Raw genomic sequence first — 22,250 nt, 5'->3', positions numbered from 1 at the left:
CCATGGCCACCACGAAACCCAGCTGCCACGGCGATCCGGGCGGCGCGGTAGCCCCTGCCGGAGCGCCCATCATCGCGCTCGTAGGCTCCCCAAATTCCGGCAAGTCCACACTCTTTAATGCCCTGACCGGCGCGAAGGCGCAGACCGGCAATTGGCCGGGAACCACCGTTGAGGTCAGCCGCGGTGCGTGGAAGCTGGGTGAATCCACCGCCGATCTCATCGACTTCCCCGGCACCTACTCGCTCGACCCGCTCAGCCCCGATGAGGCGCTCACCCGCGCCATGCTCATCGATTGCCCCGATGATGAGCGCCCCGACGCCGTCGTCGTGGTCGTCGATGCCAGCGCTGTGGCGCGCGGCCTCAACGTCGCCCTCCAATTAGCGGAGCAGCCCTACCGCCTCATCATCGCGCTGACCAAGACCGACGTGGCGCTCAACCAGGGCCAGTCGGTCGATCCCGCCGCGCTCGCAGAAGCTACCTCCATCCCCGTGGTCGTGGTCGATGGGCGCAGGAGGGAGGGCGTCGAGAAGCTGCGAGAGGTTGTTGTAGATTCTCTGGCGGCTGAGCCCGTGCAGCTGCGCGAGGACACCGGCCTGGAGGGCCGCTTCGCGGAGCTGGATGCGGCGGCGAAGGCCTCGGTGAGCGAGGTCGAGCATGCCACGCCACTCTCCCACCGCCTCGACGCGATGGCCCTCCACCCGGTGGTGGGGCCGCTGCTGTTCCTGGCCGTGATGTGGCTAGTCTTCCAGATCACCACCACGGTGGCCGCTCCCCTGCAGGATGGCTTGGAGGCCCTGATCTCCGGCCCCTTGAGCGACTGGGCGCGGGCGGGGCTAGAGGCCATCGGCCTAGGTCACCCCCTCGTCACTGGCCTGCTTGTCGACGGCCTCATCGGCGGCGTCGGCATGGTCCTCACCTTTGCCCCGCTCATGGCGCTGATGTTTTTGTGTTTGGCGGTGTTGGAGGATTCCGGCTACATGGCGCGTGCTGCAGTGGTCACAGATCGTCTTATGCGGGCCATCGGCCTGCCGGGCAAGGCTTTTATCCCGATTGTGGTGGGCTTTGGCTGCAACGTGCCGGCGATCTCGGCCACGCGCGTGCTGGGAAGCCCTCGGCATCGCATTATGACGGCGCTGCTCATCCCGTTTACCTCGTGCTCGGCGCGCTTGGTGGTCTTCGTCATGCTCTCGGCCACGTTCTTCCCGGAGCACGCCGGCAGCGTGGTGTTTCTCATGTACGTCATCTCCATCGCGCTGCTCGTGCTGGTGGGTTTGGCGCTGCGAAAGACGCTGTGGCGCGCGGTGCCTGAGGAAGCGCTGGTTATTGACTTGCCGACGTACCAGCTGCCCACCGCGCGCCTGGCACTGAGCGTGATGTGGACGCGATTGAAAGGCTTCCTGCAGACCGCCGGCGGCATCATCGTGAGCACGGTGGTCGTGGTGTGGCTGCTCATGGCCATCCCGGTTGGGGCCGCGGTGCACGAGACCACCTTGGGCGAGCCACCAGCACCGGAGGATTCCGCCTACGGCGCGGTCTCGCGCACCATTGCCCCGGCCTTTGCTCCGGCTGGTTTCAATTCCTGGTCCCTGGCCGGTCCGCTGGTCACGGGTTTCGTGGCCAAGGAGGCGCTGATTTCGACATGGGCGCAGACCTACGCCGTCGACGACGTCACCGACGCTTCCGCAGAGGAGCAATCCCACAGCGCGCTCAGTGACCACGTGCGTCAAGATTTCGACCGCGCCTCCGGTGGCCATCCCCTCGCCGCGGTGTGGGCCTACATGCTCTTCCTGCTGGCCTACACTCCGTGCGTGGCCACGATTGCCGCGCAGCGTCGCGAGATTGGCTGGCGCTGGACGCTCTTTGGCTTCGGCATTCAGCTGGCCACCGCGTGGGTGCTGGCAGTGAGCGCCTTCCAGATACTGAGGGTGTTTATCTAGTGTCCGCCTCGCCCATTCACGCCGTACAGCAAGCCATCGAGTCCGGAGTGCGCTCGCGCGTAGCCATCGCGGCGCAGACCGGGCTAGAGCCCGGCACGGTCGATGTGATTCTGGATCATCTCACCGCCAGCGGGGTGCTCAATATGGAGCCGCTCGGCTCCTGCCCCGCGGGCGGATGCGGGTCCTGTTCGGCAGCCTCGGCGTGTGCCGGCCCCAGCAGCACCCGCGGGCCGGTGCTGCTTAAGCTTCGTCGCCGCCGCTAGGAGCAGGCGCAGACTCAAGAGCGGGGAGGCGGCGGGAGCGCAGGCGGGTGAGGAGCTCGGAGGCGTCGGCAGGCGTGAGGTCTTGGCCAGCCATCTTCACGGGGCCGGCCACAAGGTCGAAGCGCACGGTGCGCACACCCGCGAGGTGCCCCAGCGGCCCGACTTTCAGTGTGAGCTCCTGGATGTGCGGGGTGCCAATCACCATGACGCGGCGGTTGATGCGGCCTCGATGCACGATGGTGACGGGCTGAGGCGAATCCACCAACGTCACCGACTGCTGCTTGCGGTCGATGGGGCTCACCCAAGTGGCCCGGCGCGGAGACGTATAGGTGGGCTGGGTGTGCCCTTCAGGGCGTGCGAAATCCTCAATCTGCGCGCGGTCTAGATCTGAGATGAGCTCTAAAAGCTCCAGCACCTGCTCGCGAGTGCCCACCGGCAGGATGCGCGTAGAACCAGACTGCTTGCCACTGCCCTTAGCGCCGTAGCCGGCCACCGACACGTTTACTTCGTACCAGCCAAAGCGCCGCCACAGGAAAGGCTGGCTCACCCGCACGCCGTGGATGCGACTGATGCGGATGGTTTGGCGGCGCCGGTCGGCAAGACCGTAGGAGACGTTGAGGGCGTTGGCGGGGGCGTCGTGAAGCGCGGTGAATTTCCAGGAGGAATCTACCAGCCCCCACACGCGCCCCACGAAACCCACGATGATGGGCAGCAGCGCGGTCCACATGCCCGGAATGAAGAGCAAACCGCCAATAACGAGCGCGCTAATCAGCGTGGGCAGACGCAGCGCCTCGGCAGCAATCGTGCGCAGAATGGGAATTTCCGGGATCAGGGCGGTGGCTTCCTCCGCTTCTGGTGCTGGCTCACTGGTAGGACCTTTATTCGTGCGCCGCAGCAACTCCGCGCGTAATTCTTCCGCCTTCGCCTTGGACAAGTACTCAATTTTGATGACGGAAGAGGTGCCACCCGCGGTCTCCACGCGCACTGCTGCCAGCCCCAACAGGCGCGCGATGACGGATTCCACAACGTCTACCGCTTGAATGCGCTCGTAGCGCGCAGAGCGGAAAGACGTAGAGATGACCCCATGGCGCAGAGCGATTTCATCCTCGGTGAGCTTGTAGCCCAGCTTGCGCCACCAGATTCCTGACATCAGCCAAATCACCGCGCACACGAGCACGAAGCCGCCGGCACCCAGCAGAGTGCCGCGGCCGATCTCGCCCAAGTGCCCGCTCTGCAGGTAAGACAGAACATCAGAAATCATGGAGGCGTTGATGTTCACCGCAAAAATGGCGAGCAGCGCCAGAATCAGCGACCAAAAGCGCAGCAGCGGGGTGAGGCGGTGGACGCGGGTGTAGCCGTCGACGTCGACAAGCGCGCGGTCCTTCACAGCCCACTCATCCTCTCGCGGGCCTTGACGGCGAGGCGCTCGCGCAAGGCGTCGGCGTCGGCGGCAAGGAGGCCGGGAATGGTGGCGTCGCTGCTGGGCGACGCCGTGTGCAACTGCACCTTCTTCAGCCCCATCGCGCGCTCGATAGGGCCGGCGGTGACGTCGACGAATTGGATGCGGCCATAGGGCACGACGGTGAAGGTGTGCCAGATTTTGCCGCGCGTAACCAAGAGTTCGTCGGCGGTTTCCTGCCAGCCTAAGTTCCTGACTTGCGCGGGGATGAGCCAGAGTTCGTAGAGCGCCCACACGATGAGCGCGCCGGCGACCCAATAGAGCCAATCCCACCAGAAATACGCCGCCCCGGCCGCCAGGGCAGCAAGAATGACGTCCCAACTCAAACGCGAAATGTAGCGGGCTTTAGTGAGTGACGGGGATACGGAATTCATGCCGCAACTTTAACACGAACCCTTGACAAGTCGTTGGGTTTATACAACACTGCGGTGTATGTCCCCAAAGAAAAAGCCAACCCGCCCACTATTTAACCGGGTCCGCGTGCTCCGCGCTGAACGGGACATGACGCGCGCACAGCTTGCCGCCGCCATCGGGGTCAACCCCCAAACCATTGGCGCCCTCGAGCGCGGCGACCACTCCCCCAGCCTGGACCTCGCCTTCAATATCTGCGAAGTCTTCGACCTGCCCGTGGAAGCCGTGTTCTCCCGGACCGAATTCACCCCCATGTCCTCCGAAATCTACCGAAAGGACTAACCCACCCATGTCCGCCGCCACCATTCCCGATTCCGTTAAGACCCGCAAGCGCTACATCACCCTGACCGACCTGTTCACCACCCTCATCATCGCTTCCATCCCCCTGCAGTTCTGGAGCGCCTTTACCTCACTCATGGTTGCCGCCCTCGGCACGCTGCTCTGCGCGTTGATGACCGCTCGCCTGCGTACCACTATCAACGCGGCAGACCTACCCGGAACGGAACTTGATGAGTACCAGATGCAGCAACACCTTGAGGCCCGCGACGACGGTCTCAAATTCTCCCTCACGGCACTCGTCATCCTGCTGCCGGTGACCGGTCTCATTGCCTGGGGTGCCCGAGCCATGCCCATCATGGACGGCGCATTCGTCTCCCAGCTCTACCTCAAAATCATCCTGCTGCTCATGGTGTGGGTTCCTTTCTCCGTGGCGCGCTCCCTGGCCGGCAAAATGAATCGCGACGAGCTCATCTCAAAGGAATAACCCCGCACCCCTTGCCATACTTATCGCTAATCGATATTATCGAATTACGACAACATCGATAGTCGATAAGATATCGGCGGAAGGGACAACCATGACAGACCCCGAAAAGAAAGCAAAGAAGGAGCGCAACGACATCGGCGCCGCTATTTTCATCGCCGTTCTAACCATCGCGCTCATCCTGCCCAACTACGCCAGGGACGTCTTCGACGGCACGTTTAACACCGCCCTCAGCGCGGCCGTGCCGGAAGGCCTCGGCGCCCACAACCTGGACGGCGGCGCCTACTGGATGCTCATGACCGCGCTCATCCTCAAGATCGTGGCGATCTTCGCCGCCGCGGGCTTCATCTTCTCCCTCGCCCGCACGATGCAGCAGGGCAAGCTCTTCGACCCCCGCTCCACGCGCTCGCTCAACGGACTCGCCGTGTGCATCTTCGTGTGGGCCATCGCCCGCTTCGGCATCGAGGGCATGGGCAATAACTGGGCCGCCAACGACTTAGGAATTGATTGGTGGGCCAACCAGACGGGCACGCCCCTAGCGGAACTGGCCATCCCTTATATCGCAGTCTGCGTGCTGATTCTCTTTTCCGTAGCCATCAAGCGTGGCAGCGCACTCGAAGAGGATGTGGATGGCCTTGTCTAACAACACTGAACCTATCGTGACCTGCCACCTCGACGAGGTGATGGCCCAGCGCCAGATCACCGGCACCGACCTGGCCAAGCAAGTCGGCATCACCCCGGTGAACCTCTCAGTGCTGAAGAATAATCGCGCCAAGGCCGTGCGCTTTAGCACCCTCGCCGCACTCTGCGCGGCCCTGGAGTGCCAGCCCGGCGATCTCTTCAGCGTCGAGCACTAGCGGAAATCCCGCGAGCCCCGCGAAAGAGCCTCACCGAAGGCCAGTGGCTCAAGCTGGTCCGCGGCAACGGTGACCGCCCCGGAGGCATTCTGCACAATGCCGCGCACGATGAGCGCGGGCGCTGTTCGCGCGGTGACCTTATCCCGGGCCCACAGGCCGGGTGAGACCATCACGTTCATCAACCCGGTCTCATCCTCCAGACCGAAGAAGACCACGCCGCCCGCTGTGTGCGGGCGCTGGCGGTGCGTGACCACCCCGGCGATGCGCACGCGAGTGCCATCCTCCACGCCCGGCAGGTCCGCCGCCGATAGGATTCCGCGGGCCTGCAATTCCCCACGAACCTGCTCCATTGGCTGCTGATTGTGGGTCACGCCGGTGCTCGCCACGTCCGCCGCCATGAGCTCAAAAGCGCTCATCCCCGGCAAGGACGGCGCCTCGATAGCAGACAGCCCCGGCAGCATTCCCGCCCGCTCCGTTGCGGCCACACCCGCCTGCCACAGCGCTTGGCGGCGATCCATCCCAAAGACATCCAAGGCCCCCGCCACGGCGAGGGTCTCCACGTGATCGACGGTGAGATCGGCGCGGCGGGAGAGATCGGGGACGTCGACAAACGGCGCGGCCGCTTCAATTCGGTCGGCGGCCTTATCACCTAGGCCTTTGATGAGGTTGAGGCCTAAGCGGATGCGAGCCTGGCCGTCCGCGCCCACCACCACGCGCGCCTCGCGGCCCGATTCGTTGACGCTGACCGGCAGCACCTCCACCCCATGGCGGCGCGCATCCTGAATAAGCGACTGCGGCGAATAGAAGCCCATCGGCTGCGCGCGCAACAAGCCAACGCAAAACTGCGCCGGGTAATAGCGCTTAAACCACGCCGAAAAGTACACCAAGGAGGCAAAAGACTGCGAGTGGGACTCCGGGAAGCCATACGCGGCGAAAGCCACGATCTTGGCCCACAACTTATCCGCCCCCTCCCCGACAATCCCGTTGGTTTCCTCCAAGCCCTCATAGAAGCGCTGCTTGAGCGCTGCCATCTTGGCTGGCGAGCGCTTCGAGCCCATCGCGCGCCGCAGGTCATCGGCCTCCGCGCCACTGAAACCGGCGGCATCGACCGCAATCTGCATGAGCTGCTCCTGAAAGAGCGGAATCCCCAGCGTCTTGCCCAGGGATTTCTCCAGCACCGGATGGTCATAGGTCACCGGCTCCTTGCCATCGCGGCGGCGCAGGTAGGGGTGCACCGACCCGCCCTGGATGGGACCCGGGCGGATGAGGGCGACCTCCACCACAAGGTCGAAGAAGACCCGCGGCTTGAGCCTCGGCAGAGTGCTCAGCTGCGCGCGCGACTCCACCTGAAACACGCCCACCGCATCCGCGCGGCAGAGCATGTCATAGACTTCCACGTCAGCCAGGTCCAACTCCCACAGGTTGACCACCCTGCCGGTGCTCTCCTCCACCAAATCCATCATGTGGTGCAGGGCTTCGAGCATGCCCAGGCCCAGCAGGTCGAACTTCACCAGCCCGGCCGCGGCACAATCATCCTTATCCCACTGCAGCACTGAACGGTTCTCCATGCGTGCCCATTCCACGGGCACGACATCCGCAATCGGTCGATCACAGAGCACCATGCCGCCGGAGTGAATACCCAGGTGGCGCGGCTGGCCCAGAAACTGCTCGGCTAAGGATTCAACATCCGAAGGCGCGGGCGCAATGCCCTTCGACCAGGCATCGGCCGAACCCTGCGGATAGCCCAACGCGCGGGCAGCATCCCGCAACGCCCCTTTGCGGCGGTACGTAATCACGTTGGCCACCTGCGCGGCGCGCTCGCGACCGTGCTTGGCATAGACGTACTGAATGACTTCCTCACGCCGCCCGGATTCAATATCGATGTCAATATCCGGCGGGCCATCGCGGTCCGGGGAGAGGAAGCGCTCAAAGAGCAGGCCCGCGGAAATCGGCTCCGCATTCGTAATCCCCAGCGCGAAACACACCGCCGAATTCGCCGCCGACCCGCGCCCCTGGCACAGGATGTTCTCCCGTTTACAAAAGTCCACGAGATCACACACGATGAGGAAGTAGCCGGGAAAGCCCAGCTGCTTGACGACGCCCAGCTCATACCGCATCTGCTCCCACGCCCTGCGCCGAATCTCCTCGGGGCGCGTGGCATAGCGCGCCGCTGCTCGCTCGAAGGTGAGGTGCTCCAGCCAGGACATCTCGGTATGGCCTTCCGGCACGTCAAAATCAGGCAGGTTCGGGGCCAGCGCCTCCCACGTGAAGCTGCACTCCTCGAGAACGCGGACGGTTTCCACAATGAGCTCGGGACGCTCAGGCAGCAAGCGCGCCATCTGTTCCCCGGAGCGCAGCCAGGACGAGCCCATGGGGTGGGAGTTGGGGGAGGCGTCGGCAAGCGCGAGGCGTCTGGACAAGGCCTGTTTGGCTCCGGCCAACCGCGCGTGTTCCCGCGTGGCGGCAGCCGGGTGGGCGGTGGCTATGGCGCGCGGAACCGGCAAGGAATCCAGCAGTAGGTGGTGGTCCGCGTCCTCCGGGAGCTGGGTACATGCGTACTCCAGAACCATGCTGTCTATTTTTATTCCATCGACCAGAAGATCGAAATGCTCCGCCCATTCCCAGCCCACCAGAAAGAGGCACTCATCCTGCAACTGCGCACCAATCTCCGCCAGGGAAGGATAGGACACGACCCCCTTCTCCCCCGCCTCCATGCGTGCGCGGGAGATGAGCCGGGATAGCCGCCGGTAGCCCTCCGGGGTGCGCGCCAAGACCGTCAGCGGAGCCGGGTCGAGGCTAAGCTCCGCGCCAAAAACGGCGGGCAGCCCCACCTGGGCGGCAGCTTCCACAAATTTCATAAGTCCATAGAATCCATCCCTATCTACCAGCGCAATCCCCCACAGGCCCAGCTCGACGGCGCGCGCCACGAGCTCCTCCGGCTCGGAGGCGCCGTGGAGGAAGCTATACGAGCTCACCGCGTGCAGCTCCGCGAAAGGCACGGCGGAATGCCCCACCTTCGGCGCGTCCGCGGCCTGCGGTAGGTGGTCCACCGACACCGGGACGGGCCCTGGACGGCCCGAGAGAATCCTCTCCACCCGAGACCACGGTAGCGCCTCACCCCCATTGAATCTCATAGGCTCACATACTATATTCGAACACAGGTTCCCGTCAAGGTTGTCGTTGAACGATCCGCCGGATAGACAAAGCGGTTCAATCGTTGCTAGTTTTTCCTGCAGTGAACACTCCTGCGGTGACACGACTTGCCGCACAAACCAAGAAGGGACACTAGGAACCCACCATGAGCATCCGTCGCGTACTTGCCGCCACCTCGGCAGCCGTCATCGCCGCAACCGGGCTGGTTGCTTGCTCCTCCGATTCCTCGGACTCCGCCGAGTCCAAGGATTCCGGCGAAGCCATCACCAAGGACTCCACCATCACCATCGGCACCACCGACGCCAACATGGAAGAGTGGGCCGTCTTCCAGGACCTGGCCAAGGAAGCTGGCTTCGACGTCAAGCTGGAGAATTTCTCCGATTACAACACTCCGAACCAGGCTCTGGACCAGGGCAAGCTGACGACGAACAAGTTCCAGCACCTGAAGTTCCTGGCTGAGTACAACAAGGGCAACGGCACCGACCTCGTCCCGCTGGCCGCCACCGAGATCTACCCGCTGGCCATCTACTGGAAGGACCACAAGGACCTCGCTGACATCGAGGGCCAGGAAGTTGCTATTCCGAATGACTCCACCAACCAGGGCCGCGCCATCGGCCTGCTGGTTCAGGAAGGCCTGGTCACCCTCAAGGAGGGCAGCCCGCTGACCCCCACCCCGCTGGACATCGATGAGGAGAAGTCCAAGGTCAAGGTCACCCCGGTAGACGCTGCTCAGACTCCGGCCGCGTACGGCGAGGGTAAGCCGGCCGTCATCAACAACTCCTTCCTCGAGCGCGCTGGCATTGACCCGCAGTCTGCCGTCGCTCAGGATGACCCGGACTCCACTGAGGCCGAGCCCTACATCAACGTCTGGGCCGTACGCGCCGACGACGCCGATAACGAAACCCTTCACGAGCTGGCCGAGCTGTGGAAGGACCCGAAGGTCACCGATGCCGTTCTGAAGTCCTCCGGTGATACCGCCGTGGCCGTCGACCGCTCCCAGGAGGAGCTCCAGGAGATTCTGGAGCGCCTCGAAGAGCAGGTCTAAGCACAATCCCATCACTGACTAACTAGTAAAGGACGAATCATGCGCATCCGCCGCCTCGTAGCAGCCGCCGCCGCTAGCCTGGTTGCTGCTACCAGCTTGGTCGCCTGCTCGTCTGCAAGCTCCGATTTCGCCGCCGGCACCGCCGAGGATCCCATCATCGTCGGCACCACCGACGCCGAACTTCCGGAGTGGGGCGTACTCAAAGAGCTCGCTGCCAAGGAAGGCATCGAGATCGAGATGAAGAGCTTCACCGACTACGCCACCCCCAACCAGTCCTTGGCTGAGGGCAGCACGGATACCAACAAGTTCCAGCATCTGAAGTTCCTCGCCGAGTACAACGTGGGCAACGGCACGAACCTCGTTCCGGTGGCCTCCACGCAGGTCTACCCCATGCCGCTGTTCTGGAAGGGCCACGACAGCATCGACGGCATCGAGGGCCAGGACATCGCCATTCCGAATGACGCCACGAACCAGGGCCGCGCCATCAACCTGCTGGCAGCCAACGGTTTGCTGAAGCTCAAGGAAGAGGGCAAGCTCACCCCGGATCCCGCCGACATCGACGAGGCCGCATCCAAGGTAAGCATCACCCCGGTCGATGCTTCCCAGACCCCGTCCGCCTTCGGCGAGGGCAAGCCCGCCATCATCACCAACTCCTTCTTCAAGCGCGCGGGTATCAACCCGGCCGACGCCGTGCTTTACGACGACCCGGAAAACCCCAACGCCGACCCGAAGATCCTGTTCGACCCCTACGTCAACGTGTGGGCTGTACAGGAAAAAGACAAGGACAATGAGAAGGTCAAGAAGCTGGCTGAACTCTACCTCTCTGATGAGGTGAAGGCCGCGGTGCAAGACACCACGGGTGGCACCACTATCTTCGTGGATAAACCGCAGCCAGAGCTTCAGGAGATTCTGGAGCGCTTGGAAGAGGAAGCCTCCTCCAGCTAAGCGAATCTCCCTCCTCCCCCGCGCTCACGCTCGTTTGCGTGACCCGGGGGATTTTGCCCGTTACTCCCTGCTTATTCACCACACGGACACGTACAAAGGAAAACCACGTGACTGAACAACAAGGCGCCCACCGGGGCACCCGGATTGAATTCCGCAACATCACCAAAGTCTTTAAAAACAAAAAGGCCACCACGAAAGCGCTTGATGATGTCTCTTTGACCGTCGAGCCCGGCGAGATCATCGGCATCATCGGCTTCTCCGGCGCGGGCAAATCCACGCTGGTGCGCATGATCAACGGCCTGGACAAGCCGACCTCAGGGCAGCTGCTTCTCGACGGCACCGATGTCGTCCCCCTCCCCGAGTCCAAGCTCCGCGGCATCCGCCGCAACATCGGCATGATCTTCCAGCAGTTCAACCTCATGTCCTCGCGCACCGCGGCGGGCAATATTGAGTACCCGCTGAAGCTGCAGGGCGTCGACAAGCAAGAGCGTAAACAGCGCGTACAGGAACTGCTGGAGTTCGTCGGCCTGGCGGACAAGGGCGATAACTACCCGGAGCAGCTCTCCGGCGGCCAGAAGCAGCGCGTCGGCATCGCCCGCGCCCTGGCTAATAACCCTTCCCTGCTGCTGGCAGATGAAGCCACCTCGGCGCTCGACCCCACCACCACCCACGAGGTTCTTGACCTGCTGCGCAAAGTCAACCGCGACCTCGGCATCACCATCGTGGTCATCACCCACGAGATGGACGTCGTGCGCTCCATCGCCGACAAGGTGGCCGTCATGGAAAGCGGACGCGTTATCGAGGCCGGCAGCGTCTACGAGGTCTTTTCCAATCCGCAGACCAAGGTAGCGGAGAAGTTCGTGGCCACCTCGCTGCGCAACACCCCGGACGTCGTGGAGGCCGATGACCTCTTGGCCCACGAGGGGCGTTTGTTCACCATCAACCTGACGGAGAAGTCCGGTTTCTTCGATGCCGCGGGCAAGCTCGCGGACAAGGGCGTGTCCATCGCCGTGGTCCACGGCGGCATTACCACCTTGCAGAAGCACTCCTTTGGCAAGATCACCGTGCGCCTCAACGGCCCAGACGCCGCCATCGAAGACTTCTACGCCCACATGCAACGCACCACCGACATTGAGGAGATCCAACGATGAACGTCACCTACCTCGCGCAGGCCAATTGGGACCGACTGGGCAGCACGCTTGTCGACGCCATCAAGGACACCCTCATCATGGTCGCCACCACCCTGGTGCTCGCCGGCATCATCGGCCTCGTGCTGGGCATCCTGCTCTACACCACGCGCCCGGGTGGCATCCTGCAGAACAAGCCCATCCACTTCGTCATCAATATCCTGGTGAACTTTGTTCGCCCGATTCCGTTCATTATCTTGCTGGCCTTTGTGCAGCCGCTGACGGTGGCGGTGCTGGGCAGCTCCATCGGACGTGAGCCGGCCACGTTCGTCATGGTGATTGCGGCTACCTTCGCGGTGGCGCGCATCGTGGAGCAGAACCTCGTGGCGCTGGATCCGGGCGTGATTGAAGCAGCCCGCGCAATGGGTGCTTCGCCGTGGAAGATCATCACCACGGTCATCATTCCGGAGGCACTGGGCCCGCTGGTGCTGGGCTACACCTTCCTGTTCATCGGCATCGTCGATATGTCCGCGATGGCCGGCTACGTCGGCGGCGGCGGCTTGGGTGACTTCGCCATTGTCTACGGCTACCGCGCCTTCGAGTGGGAGGTCACCGTGGTGGCTACCCTCATCATCATTGTGCTGGTGCAGGCAGCGCAGTTCTTTGGCAACTGGCTCTCGGCCAAGATTATGCGCCGCTAGCCGCGCGCCGCGCCTGGCTCGGCACAGTTTAGAGGTGCCGCGCCCGCGCTCTATGCGCTGCGCTTTTCGACGCTGCGCGCGGCATAGAAACGAGAGGTCTTCGGCTCGTCTCCACAAGAAGAGACGACGCCGGAGGCCTCTTTTTCTTCGAGCTCTACGTCCCATGCGCGGCCATCACGGTGGCGCACAACGACGCTATTCTTTGCGGCGGGGTTCTCCACCGCGTCGACGGTGAGGTCGCCGTAGTGGAGGGTCTCGGAGGCGTCGAGAAGCTGGCGTGCCACCGCGAGCTCCGCCACCTGACCCCGGGGCGTGGCGAGGCCGGAACCGCGGTTGGCGGGGTAGAAGTACTCGCCGTGCAAGGCCTTGCCCACGAGCTCGCGGCCGGCTTCCACGTTGAGGCGGCCAAAGGAATATCCCCAGGGCATCAACAGCACCGACGGCGCGAAACGGTGTCCCTTGGTGTGGGAGGTTTCCCACACGGTCTCCTCAAATTCGCATGCCAGGGAGGCGGCAAGCGGGCGTCCCTTGATTGCGCAGCAGGCATCGCGCTTGGCATGGGTGCACACGAGCACCAGCGGCAGACACGTGCCGGTGGGGTGCTCCAGATCCAGATCGAGGATGTCCTCCGGGCCGTTCAGGACGTAATCCTGCACTAAACCCTCGCGTGCCCACACGACGAAACAACGGAAATGCCCCGTCCCCCGCTCATGCCCAGCGCGCCCAGGGCGGCGAATGAGTTGCAGGCCCGCCACGCCTTTGAGCTTGGCCTTGAGCTTCGCAGTCAAGCCGGGGCCAAAGGTACGTCCGTCAAGCACGTCGCGGGACCACGCCGTGGGCCACTCAAAAAGGACGTACACAGATTCTTGTTTAGCAGTACCGGCCAGGGGCTCGACCTGGACGTCGGAGCAGAAGGTCATGGCGCCATCTTAACTGGCATCACTCTTTTCACAACAATGTGGTTACGTTGCTTAGCGCGATGCATATAATTCCCCGTAGTGCCACTACGCTCGAAGTCATGCCGAAACATAACCTCTTGCGCACAGCCGCCCCAGTTGCCGCACTCGTTGTCTCGGGTGCGCTCGCGCTTCAGGGATGCGCTCCGTCTTCCTCCCCGGACGGCAGCTCCGACGGCCCCACGAAGACTCTCGACGCCACCCTGTCCGGCGCCTCCACCTCCACTGCCACAGTCACTCCTGCTGCCCCCTCCCCGGCCGCACCGGCTGGGCTGACCCCGCTGGGCGACGCCAACATGGAGATGAAAACCCTCCGCCCACCGGCCCCCTCGGAGCTGGTGGTGACTGATGTCCGCGTGGGCAAGCATGAAGGTTTTGACCGCGTGGTCTTCGAGTTTGTCGGGGACGGTTCGCCGGGCTGGTTCATCGATTACACCGACGCTCCCGCCCAGCAGGGCTCCGGCAACCCGATTGCTTATGAAGGTTCCACCGCGCTCGACGTCAGCATCGACGGCACCGCTTACCCCTTCCAGCTCGACATGGAAGACCCCAACATCGGCACCGTGAAGGGCGCCGGCGGGCTGGTGACCCAGGTGGTCAGCAGCGGCACCTTCGAGGCTCGCTCGCAGTTCGTTATCGGGCTTAATGAACGCCACCCGTACTCGGTCCAGGTGCTCAGGGCGCCGACGCGCCTGGTTATCGACATCTTGAATTAATCCGTTCAGGCATAGGTTGCCTCCACCGACCAGCGCCCGCCTGCCCACACCAGCAGCCAGGCGCGCTGGCCTTTGTCGTTTTCTCCCACTACTTGCAGGCGCGCACAACGCTGCGCCACACCCGCCTCCCACCATCCGGTATCCACGGGCCACGGGCCGGCCCACCCAGTCACCCGGTAGCGGTGCTGGCCCCATCCTAAGCCTGCTGGTTCCCCGGAAAGGAGGGCCTCGGCGGTGACGATGATGTCCTTCGAGGAGGAGTCGATAAGCCGAATCCGCGCGGCTGGGTGGGCCAGGCTCGCCGGAAGCGGCGCCGGGATGCGCCCCGGCCACGTGCCCTCCGGCTGCGGATCGCGCTGCTCACCATAGGGGACGTACTCGATGCGCTCGGCCACCCCACGCCCCGCCGCCGGGCGGGGCTGCAGCACGCGGTCCACCCCCAGCTGGGATTGCACGCGCGCGATGACGCGCTTGGCTTGCTCCGCGGATTCACCCGCGCCCCACAGGAGCCCATCCTCCGGCGGGGCGACCTCCACCGGTTCCAACGCCAGCTTGGCGATGCCCCCTCCCTCACCCGGCGCACTCCCCGCCCGCGCAGCACTCAACCAGCCGTCGAGCTGCCAGCGCACGCGGTCCGCCGTGGCCGCCTCGCTGAGCGCTTCCTGGGTACGCCAAATCCGCTCCAAGCGCTCGCCGCCCTCGAACTCCGCGGCAACGCGCAGGCGCAGGCACACCACGCCGGCTTCCTCGAGTAGCACGTGCAGGCGCGCCGCGAGCTGACGCGCAGCGAAAGCCGCAGCATCCACGCGCTCCAAGGGTTCTTCGAAGCCCTGCTCCACACCCAAGTCGGGGCGCGCAAGCTCCGGCGCCACGCGCCTATCCGGCGCAACTGCGGCCACAGCGTGGCACCGCCGCCCGGCCTCGCCGAAGCGGGTGGTGACTTGGCGCAGCGGCAGGCCCGCCAGCTCCCCTAGCGTGCGCACGCCCAGCTGCTCCAAGGCGTGCACCACGTCCGCTGCACACCCCAGCGCCACCTCCGCAGCCAATACTCCCACCGGCTGCTTAGCCAAAAAGTCGCGCGAGCCGCCTGCCGGGACTACCGCGCCCAGGTTGTGGTGGCGCGCAGCAATCAGCGCGGTGGCAATCTCGTCCGCGACGCCGACGGTGGCGTCGAGGTGGGATCTGGCGGTGGCGTCGACAAGCATTTCCACTGCTTTTGCCTCACTGCCGTGGAAACGTCCGGCCGCGCCTGCGTCCACGATGACCAGCCCAGGGCGCAGCACCTCCACCGACGAAGCCACCGCGTCCAGGCCCGCGGCAATCTCCGCGAACACCACCCCGTCCCGGTCCGGGTTGGCCTCCTCCACGCGCAACTCCGGCAGGAGGGCTTGGGCTTGGCGCACCCGCATCCCGCGGCGTACCCCCGCCCGGCGCGCCACCGCGTTGCACACCGCCACGCGGTGCTGGGCGGCAATAACGCACGCCGCCCTCTCGGCGTCCTGCAGCGCCTGGATAGGCCAGTCCGGGAACCACAGCGCCGCGACCCTCACACGACCTCCAAGTGCGGGCGCGCTTCCGGATGCTGCCCACACGTGAGCACTCCACGACGCGGGCGCATGCTTGCCGACGCCACCCGCACCCCTATATCAACCCCCCGAATCCGCCCGCTGCCCCGGCCCAAGCCATGCACAGCGACAACTTCCGCGCCTATCTCCACAGCTGTGCCCGACAGCCGGGTTCCCACGGTGAGCAGGGCTGCCTGCCCTGCCCGCACTTTCGCCAGCACGGGGCGCGCCCGGGTGGGGCTCAGCTCGCCTGTGCCTTTGTGCACGACGAGGTCCAGCCCCTCGCACAGCACGCCGGTCACCGCCCAGGGTTCTACACCTGGATCGGGCACCGTGATAACCCGGGAGATATCACCACTCTCGGTCACTTGTGCGAGTGAGAGATCCGGCCAGCCCACTACCCCGACGTGTCCACCCGCCGCGCTAACATGGGAGACCAGCTCCACGACGAGCGCGGCACATTCCGCACAGGCGGTTGCCCGCTTGCGGGGAAGTCCACCGCCCGGGAGCAGCTCAGATAGCCCTTCGGGGACGCCGAGAAGCTCCACCTCCGGCTGCACCTGCGCAGCAACATCCGGGGTTTCCAGGCGTTGAATCTGGGCGCGCAGGACCGCAATTTGCTCGGCCTGCGATCCACCCACTACGCGAACACCTGTTTGATTCATGGTTCCTATTATGAACCTCTCTCCGGACGCGCGCAATTGCGCTGGTAGCGTTAGGCGCCATGAATCCCCTCCACGCGCACACCACCCCGATCCCCACTCCGCCGTGGGTACGCCTCGGCGCCTCGCTGCTGGCTGGTGCCGCCGTGGCGGTGGGTGCCAGCCGCATCCACTTCGGCCTCGCGCTAGGGCTCAGCCTGCTCTTCCTTCTCGCGGCCTGCGCGCTCGTACTCCTGCACCCTTACCGTGCTGACCTGCGCGATTATGCCCAGCACCACAACGTCACCATGCTGCCCAACGCCGCACAGCTTATTCCGCTTATGGTGCTGTGGTTGATGGTCATGTTCTCCCCGCTCCTCGCACTACCTGCCTGGGGCAGCGCTCTGGTGTGGGTGCTCGTTTCAGGTGCGGCCTTCCTGCTCTTTCCCCACGTCGACGGCTCCCGCAAGCTCGCCTACGCGCCCCCGGCCTAGGCTCAGCCCGTCTCCCCCAACGCCCGGGGCGTGCGGGCCGAGCTGTCTGGGTCGGTCCGCCTAGACCTTTCCCCAAGCCTGGTGTGTGCGGGCCACCTAAGCCAGGTCGCGCGAGGTGGCCCAGCGCGTGAGCTGATGGCGGTTGGACTGCTGGGTCTTGCGCAAAATATTGGAGGCGTGTGTTTCTACCGTCTTCACCGAAATGAACAGCTGCTTGCCAATCTCGCGGTACGTATAGCCGCGCGCGAGCAACCGCAAGACCTCCAGCTCGCGCCTCGTGAGCGCATCCACCGCCGGGTCCTGTCCCTCCTCCGGCTCCGGCGCGGGCGAGCCGGAGGCAAAAGCATCAAGGACAAAGCCCGCCAGGCGCGGCGAGAAATACGCATCCCCGCTGTTGACCTGCAGGATCGCGCGCGCCAAATCCGGGCCGGAAATATTCTTCGTCACATACCCGCGCGCGCCCGCCCGAATCAGCGCAATCACGTCCTCCGCCGCATCCGACACGCTCAGCGCCAAAAACACCGGCCGCGCCGGCTGATTAGCCGTCGCGTTAATAACGGCGAGGCCGCCGCCATCGGGCATGTGGACGTCGAGAAGCACCACGTCCGGCGAGGTACGCGCAATGCCCTCCAGCGCCTCCGCAACGGTGCCGGCGTCGCCCACAATCTCAATCTCCGAGGACGCCGCCAGCTCCGCGCGCACGCCCGCACGGAAGACGGAGTGATCATCAACCAAAAAGACCTTCACCATGCTCATAACGCTACCGCGAGCTCCACCTCGGTGCCCTCCCCCGGGGTCGAGGAAATCCGCACGCGCCCACCAGATCCCTCTACGCGCGCGCGAATACTGTCACGAATCCCATGCCTATCAGCAGGAATATTCTCCACGTCGAAACCCACCCCGCGATCACGCACAAAGATACTCAGCTCGCCCGCCAACAACTCCGCGTAGACATCCACCACGTCCACGCCTGCGTGCTTGCCGGCATTGACCATCGCCTCACGCGCGGCCTGGATAAGCAGCTTCGCGGACTCCGTCAGCTCTGTGTCCTCACCCACCGTCACCGCGGACACCCGTATGTCAAAGAGATCTTCCACTTCCCCGCACGCCGCTTCGAGAGCACCAAAACAGGTGGTGGGGGCGGCGGAGGGGGCGTCGAAAAGCCAGGCGCGCAGCTCGCGTTCTTGGGCGCGCGCCAAACGCGTCACCTCACGCGAATCCCCCGCCCGCTTCTGAATCAGCGCCAGCGTCTGCAGCACCGAATCGTGCAGGCGGGCGGCAATCTCGGCGCGCTCCTCTGAAACCGCCTTGGCCGCCTGCTCCTGCGATAGCGAACGCCAGAGCTTCAACACCAGCGGCACCACCAGCGCACCGAAGCCCACCAGCGTCAGCGCCGTGGCCAGGATCGCCGAACCCGATCCGCTCTCCCACGTCACCGCCGCCACCACAACGCCACCGATGACCAAGACGGCACCGGCCGCCACAGCAACCAGGCCCACCGGCGTGTTCAGCCCGCGGTCATACGCCAACCACGCCAGCACCGCGCCGATGGCCACCACTGCCAACGGCACCGCCACGCTTAGCGACGCCCCCGAAACCCCCAACACCCCCACCGCACTACCCGCCAGCGCCAGGAACACCAGCACGAGGGAAAGGGGGCTGCGGCGGGTGGAGGGGGCGTCGTCAAGCGCGGGCGTGAAGATCCACAGCCCCGCATAGGCCATCGCCCCCACCCCACCCAGCAGAGTCAACGCGGTCAAAGCGATGCGCACGGAGAGCGCCGAAACCCCAAGATTCTGCGCCAGCCCCGCCGCCACGCCGGCGACCACGCGGCCAGATTGGGGGCGCGACATCACGGGATAAGGCGCCGCGTTTTCTGCAGGCACATAGGGCGAAGTCATACTAGACATAGTCCCACGCACCACCCCTCGGGCACATCGGGGACAACCCTGAGGTCGAAAAATCAGGGCGATTACCGATACCGCCGCGAGGCCCCACGCGGCACCATAAAAGCATGACGAAGAACAGCACACTCAACCAGATGTGGACGACCCGCCCCGTCCGCCTTCCCAAGAAACAGGGCGGTGACGCGCACATCGCTGGTGTCTGCGAAGGCATCGCGGTGCGCTACCAGCTTGATCCCACGATTGTGCGCGTGGCCTTCGTGGTCGCCGCGTTGGCTTTCGGCGGTGGCATCGCCGCCTACCTCGCCGCGTGGGCGCTCATGCCGCGCTTCGGCTCACCCTACTGCCCGCTCGATGCGGCCTTGGGCAAGGATGGCGTCAAGGAGGAACAAGAGCTCGGCTGGGTGCTGATTATCGGCGTCCTTCTGACGTTTGGCTCCGGCCCGCTGTTCTTGAGCGGACAATTCCTCGCCGGCCTTCCGCCCGCTGCACTGACCTTCGGCCTGTTAGCGCTGGCGTGGTACGCCCTTCACCAACGCGAGCCGCTACCACCCAGCGGGCTACTAGCTGCCGAGCAGCCGGTGCGCGAGGAACCTGTCAACCTCAACCCTTATACCCCGGCAGACGGCCACCCCTTCCCGCCAGGGCGCACGACCCCGCCGTCCTGGGATCCGCTCGGTGTGGTGCCCGATGCCTGGGATCTGCCGGAGCCGGGCCCGCGGGAAGAACCGACAAAGAAGCGCGGTTCGCAGTGGGTCGAGGGCGCGATTGCTCTCGGCGCCGTGGGCGCCGCCCTGACGATCGCCTTCCTTGGAGTCACCTTCGTCTCCGAGGCCGACGATGAGTCCGGTTTCAGCTTCCGCTTTAACGCCGGTGAACAGCACATCGCGCCCACTCATGAAGATGAACTCGAAGAATACTACGACCTGGGAATCGGTGAGTCGACGGTAGACTTCAGCCAGCTCCACGACTTGAAAGGCGAGCACGACGTCACCGTCGACGCCGGCATCGGCGCCGTCGAGGTCATCCTCCCGAAAGACATCCCCGTCGCGCTGACCTGTGATGACGGCCTGGGCGAGAGCAACTGCACCGAACGCCAGGACCCTGACGCGCTGCTGAACATTCACATCGACGCAGGCATCGGCGAGGTCACGGTCACCGGCTAGACTTACCCAGCATGATTCACTTCGGCAACGACTACCACCGCTCCGCCCACCCCCGCGTCCTTGATGCCATCGCGGGGGCGGGCGGGGCTTATGCCGGCTATGGCGCCGATGAACTGTGCGCCACGGCCGCTGAGCGCATCCGCGCTGCCTGCCAAGCGCCGAACGCCGAGGTGCATTTCATGGTCGGTGGCACGCAGGCCAACGCCACCATCATTGCCCACCGGCTGCGCCCCTGGGAGGGTGTCATCGCGGCGGATAGCGGGCACATCGCCACCCATGAGACGGGCGCCATCGAGCACACCGGGCACAAGGTCATCACGCTGCCGAACCAGCTGGGAAAGATCACCGACGCGCAAGTGCGCGCGTGCATGGAGGAATACCGCGCCTCCGGGGTGGAGGAACACATGCCAGAGCCCGCACTGGTCTACATCACGCAGCCCACCGAGTTTGGTACCGCCTACTCCCGCGCCGAACTCGTGGCCCTGCGCGAGGTCTGCGATGAGTACGAGTTGGGCCTGTTTGTCGACGGCGCCCGCCTCGGCTACGGCCTGTCCGCTTCGGATATCACCCTGCCGGACCTGGCCGCGCTTGTCGACGTCTTCACCATCGGCGGCACCAAATGCGGCGCCCTCTTCGGCGAAGCCATCGTCTTCCCCGCGGGTGCGCCGCGCTTTCGCAATGCGATGAAGCAAAGCGGCGGCCTGCTAGCTAAGGGCTGGTTGCTCGGCGCGCAATTCACCGCCCTCTTCAGCGCCCCCACTCCTGAATCCGACGATGCGCTCCCCGGAACCAACGCTTCCTGCGCAGACGCTAGCGCAACTACCCCAGACACTGAGGTCACCGGCACAGCTGCAACGACCCTCTACGAGCAGATCTGTGCCCGCGCCAACGCCCAGGCCCAGCGCATCGCCGAGGCCTTCCACGCCGCGGGCATCGACATGCTCTTTAACTCCCCCACCAATCAGCAATTCGCTCTGCTGACACGCGAGCAGGAAGAGAAGCTCTCACAGGACTTCGTGTGCCAGTTCTTCGAAGAACACGAAGGCCTACGCGTGGTGCGTTTTTGTACGGCGTGGTCGACGGAAGAGGGGGACGTCGATAAGCTCTGCGCTGCTATTCCTGCGCTCAAGTAGCGAGGTTGCCCAACCTGGTTTAGGCTGTGGGCTATGCAACTGGGGGGTTACATTCAAGCACTAACGCGCGGGCTCGACGTGGTCGAGCAATGCGCCGGTGTCACGCGCGCGCAGCTGGTTGAGATGGGTGCGCGACCGGACTTCGCGGAGAAGCTCCTGGGGCTGCACGCGGTGTATTTCGGGGACACGATGTTCCGCTCCCGGCAGCGCAAAGCGCGCCGCACGGGCCACGACGTGTTCACGCTCCTCGATATCGAGCGCTATTGTTCCAAGCTCAAGGCCCGCAAGGCTTGGGAGCTGCGCCAACTGCTGGCCGCTACCCCGCGGGAGAAAATCCCCATGGTGGCGAAGGCAAAGCTCAAAGAGTGGCGCCCGCCCAAGGACCCCGCCCCGGGCGTGCGGGTGACGCGGCGCGCAGGCCGCAACCACACGCTGAGTATTACGGATTCCTCGCTCAACATCTCGAAGCTGCTGGCCGTACTGAAGACCACCGACAAGGACTTGCTCACCGCGGCGCATACCGTGTTCCGCGGCGGGGGCGGTTCGGGCCAGAAGCTGCAGTCCAACGTCATCGTGCGCTTGGATGAGCTCGACCGCATCGTGGATGGCGATGGTGAGGAGATTGAGCTGCAACTGACCAATGGGGCCACGATGACGGGCGCGGAGTTCGTACGCGAAAAGCTTGCCGACGTCGGCCTCATCACCCTCGTCCACCCCCACCACGGCCCCGTGAACCTGTACATGGCGAGCCGTTTCGCTAACACCAAGCAGCGCCTCGCGCTGTCTGCGGAGCACCCGACGTGCGCGTGGCCGGGTTGCAACGCGCCTGCCGAGGACTCGCAGATTCATCACCTCACCCGCTTCCAAGATGGCGGGCCGACCAACATGGCCAATATGGTGCCGCTGTGTGCGTATCACAACGCGGTCAATGACGATGATCCGGAAAAGCCCACCGGCCGAGGACATCTCGACCGCATCAATGGCCGCGTGCACTACCTGCCGCCGTGGGCCGGCCCG

At 64.7% G+C, this 22,250-nt stretch carries 23 protein-coding genes; 15 read left to right on the top strand and 8 right to left on the bottom strand.

The annotated features are described in order from the left end of the window. Window positions 1-2 precede the first annotated feature (2 nt). Window positions 3-1,937 (top strand): ferrous iron transport protein B, encoded by a 1,935-nt coding sequence (gene feoB, locus HMPREF2537_RS09010; RefSeq protein ID WP_070527985.1) that lies wholly within the window; start codon window positions 3-5, stop codon window positions 1,935-1,937. After that, complete coding sequence (locus HMPREF2537_RS09005; protein WP_070527982.1) at window positions 1,937-2,200, top strand: FeoC-like transcriptional regulator; 264 nt, start codon at window positions 1,937-1,939, stop codon at window positions 2,198-2,200. Before feoB ends, HMPREF2537_RS09005 begins: the two co-directional genes overlap by 1 nt. Here HMPREF2537_RS09005 and HMPREF2537_RS09000 read toward each other — a convergent pair. Then, window positions 2,178-3,587 (bottom strand): PH domain-containing protein, encoded by a 1,410-nt coding sequence (locus tag HMPREF2537_RS09000; RefSeq protein WP_070527979.1) that lies wholly within the window; start codon window positions 3,585-3,587, stop codon window positions 2,178-2,180. The genes HMPREF2537_RS09005 and HMPREF2537_RS09000 overlap by 23 nt on opposite strands. Then, window positions 3,584-4,033, bottom strand: a complete 450-nt coding sequence (locus HMPREF2537_RS08995) for a PH domain-containing protein (protein ID WP_070446450.1) — start codon at window positions 4,031-4,033, stop codon at window positions 3,584-3,586. The genes HMPREF2537_RS09000 and HMPREF2537_RS08995 overlap by 4 nt, the downstream gene beginning before the upstream one ends. 58 nt (window positions 4,034-4,091) lie before the next feature. Between HMPREF2537_RS08995 and HMPREF2537_RS08990 the strand changes: the two genes are divergently transcribed. The 4 genes from HMPREF2537_RS08990 (at window position 4,092) to HMPREF2537_RS08975 (ending at window position 5,687) form a co-directional block, all read left to right on the top strand. After that, window positions 4,092-4,352: a helix-turn-helix transcriptional regulator gene (locus HMPREF2537_RS08990; RefSeq protein WP_070527976.1), complete on the top strand. Its 261-nt coding sequence runs from the start codon at window positions 4,092-4,094 to the stop codon at window positions 4,350-4,352. A gap of 7 nt (window positions 4,353-4,359) precedes the next feature. Next, the gene (locus HMPREF2537_RS08985) at window positions 4,360-4,833 is read left to right on the top strand and encodes a hypothetical protein (RefSeq protein WP_070527973.1); all 474 of its coding nucleotides are present in this window, start codon (window positions 4,360-4,362) and stop codon (window positions 4,831-4,833) included. A 91-nt stretch (window positions 4,834-4,924) separates the two neighbouring features. Further along, window positions 4,925-5,473, top strand: coding sequence for a DUF2975 domain-containing protein (locus HMPREF2537_RS08980; RefSeq protein ID WP_148138144.1), 549 nt, complete (start codon window positions 4,925-4,927; stop codon window positions 5,471-5,473). Next, window positions 5,460-5,687 (top strand): helix-turn-helix domain-containing protein, encoded by a 228-nt coding sequence (locus HMPREF2537_RS08975; RefSeq protein WP_046648395.1) that lies wholly within the window; start codon window positions 5,460-5,462, stop codon window positions 5,685-5,687. Before HMPREF2537_RS08980 ends, HMPREF2537_RS08975 begins: the two co-directional genes overlap by 14 nt. Here the strand turns inward: HMPREF2537_RS08975 and HMPREF2537_RS08970 are convergent. Beyond that, window positions 5,684-8,821 (bottom strand): error-prone DNA polymerase, encoded by a 3,138-nt coding sequence (locus HMPREF2537_RS08970; RefSeq protein ID WP_070527967.1) that lies wholly within the window; start codon window positions 8,819-8,821, stop codon window positions 5,684-5,686. The two genes, HMPREF2537_RS08975 and HMPREF2537_RS08970, sit on opposite strands and share 4 nt — an antisense overlap. 164 nt (window positions 8,822-8,985) lie before the next feature. On the opposite strand from HMPREF2537_RS08970, the gene HMPREF2537_RS08965 reads away from it, so the two are divergent. From HMPREF2537_RS08965 to HMPREF2537_RS08950, 4 genes are all read left to right on the top strand, one after another. Next, window positions 8,986-9,885, top strand: coding sequence for a MetQ/NlpA family ABC transporter substrate-binding protein (locus HMPREF2537_RS08965; RefSeq protein WP_070527963.1), 900 nt, complete (start codon window positions 8,986-8,988; stop codon window positions 9,883-9,885). Window positions 9,886-9,924: 39 nt separating this feature from the next. After that, on the top strand, window positions 9,925-10,830 hold the full coding sequence (locus tag HMPREF2537_RS08960; protein WP_070527960.1) for a MetQ/NlpA family ABC transporter substrate-binding protein: 906 nt from the start codon (window positions 9,925-9,927) through the stop codon (window positions 10,828-10,830). 107 nt (window positions 10,831-10,937) lie between these two features. Next, window positions 10,938-11,981: a methionine ABC transporter ATP-binding protein gene (locus HMPREF2537_RS08955; RefSeq protein ID WP_070527957.1), complete on the top strand. Its 1,044-nt coding sequence runs from the start codon at window positions 10,938-10,940 to the stop codon at window positions 11,979-11,981. Further along, window positions 11,978-12,658, top strand: coding sequence for a methionine ABC transporter permease (locus HMPREF2537_RS08950; RefSeq protein WP_010189436.1), 681 nt, complete (start codon window positions 11,978-11,980; stop codon window positions 12,656-12,658). Before HMPREF2537_RS08955 ends, HMPREF2537_RS08950 begins: the two co-directional genes overlap by 4 nt. A gap of 50 nt (window positions 12,659-12,708) precedes the next feature. On the opposite strand, the gene HMPREF2537_RS08945 is transcribed toward HMPREF2537_RS08950, so the two are convergent. Further along, the gene (locus HMPREF2537_RS08945; RefSeq protein WP_070527954.1) at window positions 12,709-13,578 is read right to left on the bottom strand and encodes a sucrase ferredoxin; all 870 of its coding nucleotides are present in this window, start codon (window positions 13,576-13,578) and stop codon (window positions 12,709-12,711) included. A gap of 98 nt (window positions 13,579-13,676) precedes the next feature. Between HMPREF2537_RS08945 and HMPREF2537_RS08940 the strand changes: the two genes are divergently transcribed. Then, a complete protein-coding gene (locus tag HMPREF2537_RS08940; RefSeq protein WP_070527951.1) occupies window positions 13,677-14,330 on the top strand; it encodes an AMIN-like domain-containing (lipo)protein in 654 nt (217 codons plus the stop codon). A 5-nt stretch (window positions 14,331-14,335) separates the two neighbouring features. On the opposite strand, the gene HMPREF2537_RS08935 is transcribed toward HMPREF2537_RS08940, so the two are convergent. Both HMPREF2537_RS08935 and HMPREF2537_RS08930 read right to left on the bottom strand, forming a co-directional pair. After that, complete coding sequence (locus HMPREF2537_RS08935; RefSeq protein ID WP_070527947.1) at window positions 14,336-15,880, bottom strand: Y-family DNA polymerase; 1,545 nt, start codon at window positions 15,878-15,880, stop codon at window positions 14,336-14,338. Next, complete coding sequence (locus HMPREF2537_RS08930) at window positions 15,877-16,560, bottom strand: hypothetical protein (protein ID WP_070527944.1); 684 nt, start codon at window positions 16,558-16,560, stop codon at window positions 15,877-15,879. The genes HMPREF2537_RS08935 and HMPREF2537_RS08930 overlap by 4 nt, the downstream gene beginning before the upstream one ends. A gap of 59 nt (window positions 16,561-16,619) precedes the next feature. Here HMPREF2537_RS08930 and HMPREF2537_RS08925 point away from each other — a divergent pair, with 59 nt between their 5' ends. Beyond that, window positions 16,620-17,030, top strand: coding sequence for a hypothetical protein (locus HMPREF2537_RS08925; RefSeq protein ID WP_070527941.1), 411 nt, complete (start codon window positions 16,620-16,622; stop codon window positions 17,028-17,030). Between the two features lie 96 nt (window positions 17,031-17,126). On the opposite strand, the gene HMPREF2537_RS08920 is transcribed toward HMPREF2537_RS08925, so the two are convergent. Both HMPREF2537_RS08920 and HMPREF2537_RS08915 read right to left on the bottom strand, forming a co-directional pair. Next, window positions 17,127-17,780 (bottom strand): response regulator, encoded by a 654-nt coding sequence (locus HMPREF2537_RS08920; protein WP_070527938.1) that lies wholly within the window; start codon window positions 17,778-17,780, stop codon window positions 17,127-17,129. Between the two features lie 2 nt (window positions 17,781-17,782). After that, window positions 17,783-18,931: an ATP-binding protein gene (locus HMPREF2537_RS08915; protein ID WP_187357532.1), complete on the bottom strand. Its 1,149-nt coding sequence runs from the start codon at window positions 18,929-18,931 to the stop codon at window positions 17,783-17,785. A gap of 113 nt (window positions 18,932-19,044) precedes the next feature. Between HMPREF2537_RS08915 and HMPREF2537_RS08910 the strand changes: the two genes are divergently transcribed. The 3 genes from HMPREF2537_RS08910 to HMPREF2537_RS08900 form a co-directional block, all read left to right on the top strand. Further along, entirely contained in the window at window positions 19,045-20,100 is a 1,056-nt protein-coding gene (locus HMPREF2537_RS08910) for a PspC domain-containing protein (protein WP_070527932.1), read from the top strand. 11 nt (window positions 20,101-20,111) lie between these two features. Further along, window positions 20,112-21,233, top strand: coding sequence for a threonine aldolase family protein (locus HMPREF2537_RS08905; protein ID WP_070527928.1), 1,122 nt, complete (start codon window positions 20,112-20,114; stop codon window positions 21,231-21,233). 33 nt (window positions 21,234-21,266) lie between these two features. Beyond that, on the top strand, window positions 21,267-22,250 hold a 984-nt coding region (locus tag HMPREF2537_RS08900; RefSeq protein ID WP_070527925.1), incomplete at its 3' end, for an HNH endonuclease signature motif containing protein.

This window comes from Corynebacterium sp. HMSC074E01, from assembly GCF_001808885.1.
In the GTDB taxonomy this organism is placed as follows: domain Bacteria; phylum Actinomycetota; class Actinomycetes; order Mycobacteriales; family Mycobacteriaceae; genus Corynebacterium.
This window is presented reverse-complemented; position numbering and strand designations above follow the sequence as displayed.